9 protein-coding genes are annotated in these 12,142 nt (G+C 49.2%); 3 read left to right on the plus strand and 6 right to left on the minus strand.

Annotated features, from left to right (window positions below):
• Positions 1–13 precede the first annotated feature (13 nt).
• Positions 14–892, minus strand: coding sequence for a YicC family protein (locus IJG50_06480; GenBank protein ID MBQ3379495.1), 879 nt, complete (start codon positions 890–892; stop codon positions 14–16).
• Between the two features lie 148 nt (positions 893–1,040).
• Here IJG50_06480 and IJG50_06485 point away from each other — a divergent pair, with 148 nt between their 5' ends.
• The 3 genes from IJG50_06485 to IJG50_06495 are packed head-to-tail and all read left to right on the plus strand — an operon-like array spanning position 1,041 to position 4,811.
• On the plus strand, positions 1,041–2,648 hold the full coding sequence (locus tag IJG50_06485; GenBank protein MBQ3379496.1) for a spore germination protein: 1,608 nt from the start codon (positions 1,041–1,043) through the stop codon (positions 2,646–2,648).
• The gene (locus tag IJG50_06490) at positions 2,641–3,726 is read left to right on the plus strand and encodes a GerAB/ArcD/ProY family transporter (protein ID MBQ3379497.1); all 1,086 of its coding nucleotides are present in this window, start codon (positions 2,641–2,643) and stop codon (positions 3,724–3,726) included. Before IJG50_06485 ends, IJG50_06490 begins: the two co-directional genes overlap by 8 nt.
• Positions 3,723–4,811: a hypothetical protein gene (locus IJG50_06495; protein ID MBQ3379498.1), complete on the plus strand. Its 1,089-nt coding sequence runs from the start codon at positions 3,723–3,725 to the stop codon at positions 4,809–4,811. Before IJG50_06490 ends, IJG50_06495 begins: the two co-directional genes overlap by 4 nt.
• A 195-nt stretch (positions 4,812–5,006) precedes the next feature.
• Here the strand turns inward: IJG50_06495 and IJG50_06500 are convergent, their stop codons facing one another.
• The 5 genes from IJG50_06500 to yfbR form a co-directional block, all read right to left on the minus strand.
• Positions 5,007–6,023 carry a TolC family protein gene (locus tag IJG50_06500; protein MBQ3379499.1) on the minus strand — a complete coding sequence of 339 codons (1,017 nt, stop codon included), beginning with the start codon at positions 6,021–6,023 and terminating at the stop codon, positions 5,007–5,009.
• 19 nt (positions 6,024–6,042) lie between these two features.
• Positions 6,043–9,282 carry an efflux RND transporter permease subunit gene (locus IJG50_06505; protein MBQ3379500.1) on the minus strand — a complete coding sequence of 1,080 codons (3,240 nt, stop codon included), beginning with the start codon at positions 9,280–9,282 and terminating at the stop codon, positions 6,043–6,045.
• A 40-nt stretch (positions 9,283–9,322) separates the two neighbouring features.
• A complete protein-coding gene (locus IJG50_06510) occupies positions 9,323–10,681 on the minus strand; it encodes an efflux RND transporter periplasmic adaptor subunit (protein MBQ3379501.1) in 1,359 nt (452 codons plus the stop codon).
• Entirely contained in the window at positions 10,678–11,181 is a 504-nt protein-coding gene (locus tag IJG50_06515) for a MarR family transcriptional regulator (protein ID MBQ3379502.1), read from the minus strand. The genes IJG50_06510 and IJG50_06515 overlap by 4 nt, the downstream gene beginning before the upstream one ends.
• Positions 11,182–11,374: 193 nt before the next feature.
• Positions 11,375–11,947: a 5'-deoxynucleotidase gene (gene yfbR / locus IJG50_06520; protein ID MBQ3379503.1), complete on the minus strand. Its 573-nt coding sequence runs from the start codon at positions 11,945–11,947 to the stop codon at positions 11,375–11,377.
• Positions 11,948–12,142: the final 195 nt, after the last annotated feature.

Below are 12,142 nucleotides of genomic sequence, written 5' to 3' on the forward strand. Positions count from 1 at the left end.
TTATCATATGTGCTTATTCAATATTCTGAATTTGCTCTCTTATGTTCTCTATTTCGCTTTTAAGCTCAACTATCATAGAGACTATCTGAACATCGCCCACCTTGGAAACGATGGTATTTGCCTCTCTGTTCATCTCCTGAGAAAGAAAGTTCATCTTTCTTCCTATCGGCTCGGTCGCCGCAAGCATATCCGAAAACTGCTCCATATGCGACTTTAGCCTTACTATCTCCTCGGCTATCGACACCTTGTCCGCATAAACGGCCGTTTCGGTAAGTATGCGCTGCTCATCTATCGGCAGCTCGCCCAAAAGCTCGCGCATACGCGCCTCGAGCCGCTCTCTGTATTCCGCTTCAAGCTGCGGCGCTCTTGCTTCTATCTGCGACACTATGGAAAGCACTCTGTCCTTTCTTTCGGCAAGGTCGCGGCAAAGGCTTTCGCCCTCTGTCCGCCTCATTTCAATGAAGCCGTCGAGCGCTATTAAAAGGCACTCGCGGACGCCCTCCCATATTACCGTCTGATCCTGCTCGGCCTTCTTTAGATCAAATATATCGGAAAAGCGCGCTACGTTCATAACGCTTATATCGTCCTTTAATCCGTATTCGTCGCGCAAAACTTTAAGCATATCAAGATATGCCGACAGTATCGACTTGTTGAGCCTAAGCTCTATATTCTCGCTTTCGCCCAGATCAATGGAAAGAAAAACGTCTATCTTGCCTCTTGCGGCGCGCTTTTGCACCTCGGCTTTTACCTTGTCCTCCAAAAAAGCAAGTATTCTCGGCGCGCGGCACGAATATTCAAATCCCTTATGGTTCACCGAACGTATTTCAACGGTTATATCCATACCGTTGTGCTGCGTCTGCGCCTTTGCGTAACCTGTCATACTGTTTGGCATTTGCTTTCCTCCGTTTTTACATATACGTATACATTTTAATAATATCACTGTTTTGTCTTACTTTCAATGACGCGAAAATAAATTTTATGAATGATATTCACGCTTCGGGAAAACAATATGAACAAATACAGATGAAAAGGTAGATCTTATGTCTCGCATTCTTGACGCTCTTAAATATGCTCCGCCCAAGGGAGAGGGCTTTATATTAAAGGAAAACCATACCGACACTTATGCTCCCCGCCGCCCCCGCACTAAAAAGCCGCTTCCCAAAGTGTCGAAAGATATGGAAGAAAACATAAAAACGCTTTGTGAGGTCTATAAAATACCCCTAAACCACGACATGACACTGCGAAAGTTCTCTTTTTCCATGGGGCGCGCGTCGATTCGCGCCTTTATCATATTCATAGACGGCATCGCAAGCAATTCCTCCATAAACGAAAGCATACTGGAGCCTCTTATGATAAGATCACATACGCTTTGCCCAGGCGATACCAAGCTTAAAGATCATATAAGCGAAACGCTGCTTACCGAAAATCAGGTAATCGTATCATTGAGCATGGACGAGGTGGTAAACGCCGTAAACTCAGGCTCATGCGCTCTTTTTGCCGACGGCTGTGACGCTGCCTTTCTTTGCGACGTAAAATCATGGGAGCATCGAAGCGTAGGAACGCCGCTTTCGGAAAACGTGATACGAGGCCCCCAGGAGAGCTTTTGTGAAACGCTTCGCATGAATACGGCGCTCATACGAAAGATCATGACCGACCGGGAGCTTGTCATGGAAAAATGCGAGGCGGGCAGCCGAAGCCGTACAGCCGTTGTCATAGCGTATTTGGGCGATGTCGTAAATCCGGCGCTTTTGTCGCACGTAAAGCGAAAGCTTGCCTCTCTTGACGCCGATTTTTGCCTTGACAGCGGCGAGCTTGAGCAGATGCTTGAGGACAGTCCCCGCCTGCTTGCGCCGCAGCTGCAGGCTACGGAACGCCCTGACCGGGTGTGTCAGGCTCTGGCCGACGGGCGTATTGCCATGCTTTTAAACGGCAGTCCATATGCGCTTATCCTTCCCGCGCTCTTTTCCGATTTTATTTCATCCTCAGAGGACCGATACGTCCGCGCGCCCTACGGCGCGCTGATGCGCACGGTTAGGCTTTTGGCCTTTATGCTGTCTGTTTTTCTTTCCGGCACGTTCATTGCGCTCGTAAACTTTCACGAAGAGTTCATCCCTACCAGGATACTCATCTCGGTCCAGGCGTCCATGCGCGATACGGCCTTTCCGCTTATTTTGCAGCTTCTCTTTTTAGAGCTTATGTTCGAGATACTCCACGAGGCCGCCATACGTATGCCAAAGCATATCGGCGCAATAATCGGTATAGCGGGCGCGCTCGTCATCGGAAACTCGCTTATAGGCGCGGGCGTCGTAAGCGCCGCCGCGATAATATGCACGGCCATGAGCGTGCTTTCCACATTTGCAAGCCCAAGCTATATGCAGAACATACATCTGAGGCTTCTGCGCTTTATTTTTATACCCGTAGGCGCTTTAGGCGGGCTTCCTCTTATCTGCATGGCAACAGTTGCGGCGGCTGCGCTTCTTGTAAGTCTTAAATCGTTCGGCGTACCGTATTTTTCACCTGTCGCGCCATTTACGAAAAAGAGCTTTCTTTCAAGCTTGATAAGGGGCAGCATACTGCGCGACAATGTTCGAACCGACTCTGTAAATCCCCAAAAAAAGTATAAAAAGGAGGCGGCGCTCAATGGATAAGACAGTCTTCGGCCGCTTTGAATGCGCGTGCATAGTCATAAATCTAGTATGTGCGAAAATGCTTTTCACCGCGCCGCGTCTTTTCGCCGCAAATTCGCGCACCGCCGTTTTTATCGTGCTTGCGTCTGATATCGCCGCGGCGGGACTTTTCGTGTTTCTTTTCTTACGGCTCATGCCTGATGAAGAGCTTGATATTATTGACCTTGCGGGGAAATATCTCGGGCGACGTGCATGTGTGTTGGCTGCGCTTTCTGGCGCTGCGTTCTGGCTTTTTAAGCTCACTCTCGAATCGCGCATATATTGCTTGGTTACAACTGCTCAATGCTTTGATAAGCTGCCAAAAGAGTTTCTTTGTGCGGCGCTTTGCCTCGGCGCTTCCCTTATTGCATATATGGGCGTAGAGACTGCGGCGCGGCTTTGCGCGCTATTTGTTCCTATTTGCGTCGTCGTCGTCTTTTTTATCTCTGCCATGGCCGTGCCTGCCGCAGACGTATATATGCTTTTTCCGATATTCGGCGCAGGGCCAAAAAGCGCGGCAAGCGATATGACGGCAGCTCTTGACAGCTTTAACGAATGGTATGTCCTCGCTATGCTTATGCCTCATATACGTAAGATAAGACTGCTTCGCTCTTCGGCGCGCGCATCGTTCACCGTTGCCTCCTTAGTTTCTGCCGCAATTGTGATCCTTTACTTCGCGCTTCCCGACGGCGCCCCAAGATCCGCATCTATATCGCCTGCTCTTCTGATATCTCAGGCAGCCAGCATCTTCGGCCACGCGCCGCGCCTGGATATATATATAATCATAATACAAAGCTTCGGGGCGCTCTTATATGCCGCCTGCGCACTTTTTTTCTTTGCGTACAGTCTCTCCCGCGCGCTGTCTCTGCCCGACTGCCGCCCCGCCGTCATTCCTTCGGGAATATTCTTATTTGCGGCTTGTCTTATAAGGGAGGACCACGCCTTGATACAATATTTCGGCCGCATCTCATTAGTTTTATGCGAAGCGTTCGGCTTTCTTTTGCCGCTTATTCTTCTTACTGCTGTCAATTATAAAAAAAGGAGGTCAAAAACAGCATGAAACGACGTCTTATTGCTGTTTTTGCAGCGCTTTGTCTGTTTTCGCTGTCCTCTTGCTCCCCCTCAGGTCCGTCTGACTATATACATGTGTTGGCAATGGGCGTTGACACAGGCGAAAATGGCGATTACGTCTTTTCTTTTCTTGCGCCAGGCGAAAACGACGAAAGCGAAAACAACAAAAATATGCTCATACGCATATCTGCGCCGAGCTTTGAGCGGGCAAAAGCTTTGGCCGGTATATATACTCACAGAGAGATAAACGTAAGCCATATGTATCTTGCGCTATTTTCGCTCGACGCCGCCGAAAGAGGGCTAAAGCCCGTCGTATCGCAGCTTTTTTATGAACCCGGCCTGCGTGCGTTCGTTCGGACGGGCATTACGCGGTGCAGCGCTTACGAATATCTTGTATCCATTGATAAAAAGGCTTCCTTCGGTCTCGCCGATCATCTTGAAAAGCTGTCTTCCGATCCCGACGTCTCGCCCATACCTTCGGCAGTGCTGGGCGACATGTATAAAAGCCTCAAAAACGCGCACTGCGCCTCCGTTCTGCCCCTTTACTGCGCTTATGAGCCTTATTCCGATACGCCTAAGCCCGGCCTTGTTATTATAAAGGATCTAAAGGCCCTGGCCTTATGCGGCGAAAGCGACGCTTTTTTCTACAAAGCGCTTACCGGCTCCCTGCCCGCTTCTTATATAAATATCGAAGACCCAGACTTAAATAAAGAATACGCCTTCTCTTTAAAGATGCGCCGCCCTCCGACTATACGTGTAAACACATCTTGGGACGCTCCCAAAATAGATATAAAGCTCTCTTTTGACTGCCGGCTCATAATGCCTTACGATGCTTATGAGGATGAAAAGAGAAGCGTTCTTTCGCTTGAAAAAGAGCGATTAAAGCGCGATATCAGCGATTTTTTATATCGCTGCGCCAAAGAATATAACGCTGATATATTCGGCTTTCATGAGCGCGCCGCCTTGAATTTTTTAACGCTCGACGCGCTCGAGGAATACGGCTTTTATAAGCGTTATCCCGATTCGCGCTTCAATGTGACCGTTACGCTCACACCCGACGCGCCGCAAATATGAAAATATACTTGCGACAGGAGTGAAAAAAGCCGTGCCGTATATACTTGCCGTTTCTTTTGCCGCCCTGCTTCTTATAAAAAGCGTATCATATGGGGTGTGGTGCATAAAAAACGAACACGCCGCGGGAGGCGTGTTCGTAACTTTGTTTTGCGTATTCTCTTTTATATTTCTTTGCTTTGCGCTTTTCTGTGCGCCTTAAGCCGCCGCAGATGATGACAGCTCAACGCCGGCAAGCAGGGCTTCGAATTTCTTATATGCCGTCGTAAAGTCTATCTGTGCGTTCTCGAGATCTATCTGCGCCGTTTTATAAGCGTTTTCAGACTTTACAAGATCTATCTTCGATATGGTGCCTGTTTCCATTCTCACTTTGTCAAGCTCATATGTGGTCTTTGCAAGCTCTACCTTTGTCTGTGCCAGTTTAAGCGCGTCGCGCTTTAAAGCCAGGTCTGTCCACTGATTGTCGAACGTATTGGATACTGCCGTCTTTGCCGTTCTGTACGATATAACGGCATTGTCGCGCTGTTTCTCGGTCATGTCGCTTTCGGCAACGTAATAATTCATATCGGCGTCATACAGCGTTTCAAAATTCGATCTTAACGTATAGCTGTTCTGCACCGCCTGGGCATAGCACGCCTCGCGGTCGAGAGTATCTATTATCCCCGAGTCGAGCGGCGAAAAATCGGCTATCTTCATCTGGTCCTCAGACGAAAGGTTTATCATGGTCTTAAGGCTCGTCTCTATCTGGGAAATATTGCTTTCAAGCGTGATAAGGTTTGACTCAAGCTCGGTCTTTGAATTGAGTAAGCTTATGTAATCTATATAAGTCATCATACCTGTCTCATACATGACCTTTGATACCTTTAAGCTCTCGTCAAGATAAGCCGCATTTATTTTTAAGGTATCTCTTGTATTGAGCAGCTTATAATACGACAGAAGCAGCTGCTGTGCGCCGTATGCTATCTGCTTTTTCGACACGGTAAGCGAGGTTATGGTCGAAGCGTTCGCCGCAAGCTCGGCGTTCGAAAGACCGGCCATTCCCAGAATGAAGATATTGTTGCTTAAAACAACTATATTAGGGTTATTGTCATAAGTGAGCTTATAAATATTATCTATCGACACTTCCGTTACGTCTTCCTTTGCAAATGCGCCCACGCACGAAATGCCAAAAATCAGTACAACAGCCAGAATGAGTGAGATTATCCTTTTTTTCATGTGTGAAACACCTCCTGTTTTAAGCTTTTGCCTTTTTTGCCGATACGCGCTTTGCCGCTTTGCGCGCTCTTTTTTCGTTCTTTCTTTCTTCCTTCTCGCGGCGGCGCTCTGCGCGTCCCTCGCGGGTGGATATCTTTGCAAATGTGCTGTAAACTATCGGCACTATAACGAGAGTCGATATCGTGGACGTTATAAGGCCGCCTATAACGGTAAGCGCCAGAGGCTGCATCATAGCGGCGTTTTCGTCCAGGGCTATTGCCATAGGCAGAAGACCGAGTATCGTGGTTAGCGCCGTCATAAGTATGGGCCTAAGTCTTATGGGACCCGCCGCCCTCAGCGCTTCGTCTATGCCCATTCCCTTTTCACGCCGCAGCTGATTTACGTAATCGACGAGCACTATCGCGTTGTTTACGACTATGCCGGCAAGCATGATAAAGCCTATCATCGTTACCATGTTTATCGACTGTCCCGCGAAGAAGTTAAGAAGGAACGCGCCTATGCCCGCAAACGGTATCGAGAAGATAACGACGAACGGGAACAGAAGCGATTCGAACTGCGCCGCCATTATCATATATACGAGCACTACCGCAAGAAGCATTGCGGTGCCGAGCTGCGAGAACGACTCCATCATCGTGGCGTACTGTCCGTTGCCCGTATCGAAGGAGTATCCGTCGGGAAGCTTCATTCCGGCAAGCTTCATCATTACCTCACGGTTTATGCTGCCCGTATCGCGGCCGTAGCTCTGCGCCGTAACGGAGAGGTATCTCTGCTGATTTTGGCGCGATACCGAGGTGGGACCTACGTCCTCAATGATGTCGGCTACGCTTTCAAGCGGTATTACCTCGCCGCGAGCCGTGCGTATGTTTACGTATTTGAGCTGGTCTAAAGTAGCGTTCACGTTTTCGGGATACATAAGACGAACGTCTATCTCCGTACCGTTGTTCTTTATAGTCGTGGCCACGGTACCGGTGAGCGCAAGCCTTACGCTCGACGCCACCTGAGAGCCCGTAAGTCCGTAGCTCATAGCCTTTTCACGGTCTATGTATACTCTTGCCTCGGGCTTGCCGCTCGTTGCCGACGACGTGGGGTTTCTTATACCCTCTATCGACGATATCTGATATATCACCTGTTCTGCAATGCTTTCAAGCACCGTATCGTCGGGGCCCTTTATGTTTATGCTTACGGCATCGCCGGAAGACGAACCCATTGAATACGACGAGGACACGCTTACTGTTATATCTGCGCCGGTTATGCTGCCCAGTCTCTCGCGGACGTCCTCGGCTACCTCTTCGCTGGAGCGTTCTCTTTCGTTTACGTCGGTAAGCAAAAGAGTTACGGTGGAGGAGCCTGACGACATCATCGACGAATAACCGCCCGTGGAAGCCGATACTCTGTCGGCCTCGGGGATCGTCATTGCAACGGCCTCTACCTGCATAGTTACGTTGTTTATCTCCTCAAGCTGAGCGTCCTTCGGCATATCTATCGTTATGGATATGCGTCCCTCGTCCGTTGCCGGATAAAGCTCAAAGCCGCAAACCACTGCGGAAGCAAGGCTCAGTATAAGAAGGATTATCGCTATAAATACGGTGCGCTTTCTCTTTTTTAAAGCATACGAAAGCGCTCTGCCGTAAACGTCGTAGAGCTTGAGCATGAGCTTATCCCATGCCTTTACTATACCGTTTAAGAATTTGTTCTTTGTATACGTCTTGCTGCGGTATTCGTCAAGGAGCATCTCGTGCTGTTCAAGCTCTGATATCTCAACGATCTCTTTTGCATCGTCGTCGTTCTTTCGTCTGAAGAACTTCGCAAACATCATGGGAACGAGCGTAATTGCAACTAAAAGCGAAGCTGCAAGCGAGAACGCAACGGTAAGAGACATATCTCTGAACATCTGTCCCGCTATGCCGTTTACGAATATCATGGGCACGAATACGATTATCGTTGTAAGCGTTGAAGCCACGATAGCCTGTATTACCTGGCCCGCGCCCCTCTGCGCCGCTTCCTTCGAGCTGTAGCCCATGCTGTAGTGACGCGTTATGTTTTCAAGCACGACGATGGAGTTGTCAACGAGCATACCTACGCCCAAAGACAGACCGCCCAGCGAGACCATGTTTATCGTAGTGCCCGAGAAGTATATAAGTATGAACGTCGTGATCACGGAAACAGGTATCGAAACGGCGATTATGAGCGAAGAGCGTATCTTTTTTAAGAAGATAAGCAGAATGAACACGGCGAGTATCGCGCCTGTTATCGCGCTCTGCGCAACGCTCGATATGGATTCCTCGATGCTTTCCGACGAGTCGTATGAGAAAGCGAAGTTTATAGTAGGATACTCGGCCTCAAGCGCCGCAAGCTCCGTTTTTACGCGATTTGCGACCTCGACCGTGTTGCCGTCCGTCTGCTTCTGTATGGAAAGAGTTACGGCGTCCTGTCCGTTTATGCGCGAATACGAGGTCTTCTCAACATCTCCCATGTAAACTTCAGCTACGTCCGAAAGCCTTATAAAGCCTCCCGTCGCAAGCGGTATCGGAAGCGACTTTATCGCGTCTATGTCGGTCATCTCACCCATAGAGCGGACGTTTAATTCTCTGTCGCCGTACTCTACGGTTCCTCCGACGGAGTTTATGTTCTCGGACGCCAAAAGTCCCATTATAGTGGACGACGTTATGCCGTAGCCGAGCATCTTGTCGGGATTCATAACGACCTTTACTTCCTGCTCAGTCTTACCGTATGCGCTTACGGAAGCCACGCCCACTATACGCTCAAGACGCGGCACTATGGTGTCGTCGACAAGGTCTGTAAGCTGATAGGCGTTTCTCTCGCTGTCGGTCACGGCCAAAGCCGCGATCGGCATGATGTTGGGGTTCATCTTGATTATCATCGAGTCGCCCACGTCGCTCGGAAGCGCGCGCGATATAAGGTCGATCTTTTCCCTTATGTCTATAGATGAAAAATCAAGGTCAGCGCCGTCGGAAAACTCGATTATTACCATCGAACTTCCCTCCGATGACGTTGAATATATATTCTCAACGCCGGAAACGGCAGCCACCGCGCCCTCGATGGGTTCGGTCACAAGGCTTTCGACCTCATAAGGACCGGCGCCCGAATACGTAGTCATAACTATGACGTACGGAAGATCCATTTTCGGCATCATATCGATAGGTATATTGGAAAACGACACGAAACCGAATATCAGTATGATAAGCACGACCATAAGTATCGTTACGGGACGTCTTATCGATAATTTAATCAAACCCATTTACAAAGCCTCCTTAAAAAAATGCGTTTATATAAGCTTTTTAGGAAGCTTCGGCGTCGTCGGCAACTACCTCGACCAGTGTGCCGTCCTCAAGGAAGTCCTGACCTCTTACTACGACCACGTCGCCCACTTTAAGGCCGGAGGTTATCTCAACGTATTCGTCGTTCGTAAGGCCCTCGGTAACTACGCGTCTTTGTGCGCGGCTGTCGTCGCCCACAACGTAAACGTAAGATTCGCCCGTTGAATCCTTAACTGCGGAAACGGGGAGGTAAAGCGCGCCACTTACGGAGTTCGTTCTGAATTTTACCGAAGCGAACATGCCGCCCTTTAATTCGCCCGATTTGTTGGGGATAGCTATTTTCGCAAGATAAGTCTGCGTACCCGCGCTCGTTGCGGGGCTTATGCCCGTTATCGTGCCGGTGAATACCTCGCCGGGTATGCTTGCGACTTCCACGGATACCGTCTGAGAACCGTCTATGCTGTTTATAACAGTCTCGGGAAGGCCTACCTCTGCGTATACCTCGCTTATATCGACAATGCTCATCGGAGGCGAAGCCTGAGATACGTTGCCGCCCACGGCAACTGTGCTCATTCCGATATAGCCCGATACCTCGGCCTTGACCTCGGTGTCGTTATATGCGTTCTGGGCCGTCTGATAAGCCGCCTGCGCCTGGGTAAGCGCCGCGCGCGCGCTCTTTTCGTTTTCGCCCAGTATCTTGTTTACCGTAAGGTCGTAATTCGTCTGCGCGAGCTGATACTGCTGATATGCAAGGTCGCATGCCGACTGCGCCTGCTCGTAGGCCTGCTGAGTTGCGCCGCCCGCCTGATAGAGCGCTTCGGTCCTCTCAAGAGCGCTCTGCGCCTGCTCGTAGCTTATGCGCGACGTTTCAACGGCCACCTCAAGCTGCGCTATCGTCTGCTCCGCCGTGCCTCCCACGGTGCGCTCGTATGCGGCTCTTGCAGATTCAAGCGCCGCGCTTGCAGTGGAAAGCTGAGCCTGAACGTCTGTTTTGTCTATTGAAAACAGCGTCTGTCCCTTGTTTACCCACTGGCCGAGCTCAACGTATACCGCAGTCACCTTGCCGGCTACTCTCGGCACTACATATACCTCGCTTTTGGGAGCTATTGAGCCCGATATCGTAACGTAAGAATCAAGCGTTCCCTCTTCCACCGTAACGGTGCTTACATTGATGGCGAGCTCCTGCGGAGGCGCTATCACATTATTCCTTGAGCTTGAAACTCTGAAAATGGCCAAAGCTACGAGTGCGACTATTATAATTATCGCAACTATGCGCCCCGTCTTTTTCTTCTTCGGTTTCTTTTCCTTGACCTCTGCGGCAGCGTTCTCTGCGCCGGGGCTCTCAACTTCAAGGTTCTTGGGTTCTCTGATCTCGCTCATATTTTATCCTCCTGCTTCATGATTTTTGCTATGTCAAGCTTTATTGCGTTTGGATCGGATATTTTGTTTAGGATCCCGTTTATGACTTCAAGGGAGTCCGATATACGTTGTATCTCATCATTGCTCAGAATCTCGAGACGCTCGGCAAAAAAGACCGTCGCCGTTTTGATCATTTTCTCTACATATCTGGCGCCTTCGTCCGTAAGCTTTATCCAGACCTTGCGCCTGTCCGACTCGTCGCTCTCTCTTAACGCGAGTTCGCCTTTAATAAGCTTATCCACGGTCTGCGTCGTCTGCTGCTTCGAGCATTTTAAGATGGCTGTGATATCGCTCATCGTAGCCGGTCCCTTAAAGTATATGTGCGACATGACATGAAGCCCGGAGTTTGGCACTTCTCCGCGGAACTGCTTTTCTATAGGCTTCATTACGCCAAGTGAAAAAAGCTGAAAAAACTCCGAGAACTGTTCTATGATATAGTTTCTGTCGGGTATATCAGCCATACTTTTCCCGCCCTTTCTTTAGAATAGCGCACGTTAAAATAGTACACTTTTATATATAATCAATGTTACTTGATTATCATTTAAAATTCAAGGGGTTTGCGTGTTTTTACCTGTTGCACAAAACCGTCACTCAGTATTCATGCGTTATTCACATGTTCGTCAAAAGGCTTATGCGCCGCATACGGCATACTGTTCATTCCTGCTCGTCGAGCGTGAGCGCGTAGCTTTCAAGGAACGTGTTGATGAAAAAATTCACCTCGGGCGCGTCGATATTCCTAAGCGTTTCGTATATCGACTCCGACGCGCGCACGAACTCGCGGTTTCCCGCCTTTTTCTCCTCCACGCACTTTATATACGCGCTTATCTTATCGGCCCACTTCACGCGCTTTGCCTCCTCGGACGAGTCGTAAAATATCTCCCTGTACGTTTTCTCCATTTCCGGCGGGAGCATTGACAAAAGCTTGTCCTTTGCAACGTGCTCTATATCCTTGTAGGCGCGGTTTATCTCGGGATTGAAGTATTTTATCGGCGTAGGCATATCGCCGGTGATTATCTCCGAGGCGTCGTGAAAAAGCGATATCACGGCGGCGCGCTCGGGGTCTAACGACGCGCCGAAATGCGTGTTTGCTATAATGCAGAGCGCATGGGCTATAACGGCCACCTCAAGCGAATGCTCGCTTAGATTTTCGTTTCGCGTATTTCTCATAAGGCTCCATCGGTCTATATATTTCATCCTCGAAAGATAAGCAAAAAAATGATTTGACATGATTTCCTCCTTGACTCTTGTTGTGCGTCGGCTTATATTGTACCATATTCTTTGTGTTATGGTACAAATGATATGTGACAAAAGAGAATGGAAATTCAACTCGAACATGGTATGATGAAGTTACCACACCAAATCAACCGTGAAAGAGATGAATTTCCATGACCAGTTTAGCATCTAGCGCGCATTTCCGTCAAC

It is taken from the genome of Clostridia bacterium, assembly GCA_017405765.1.
GTDB lineage: Bacteria > Bacillota > Clostridia > Oscillospirales > RGIG577 > RGIG577.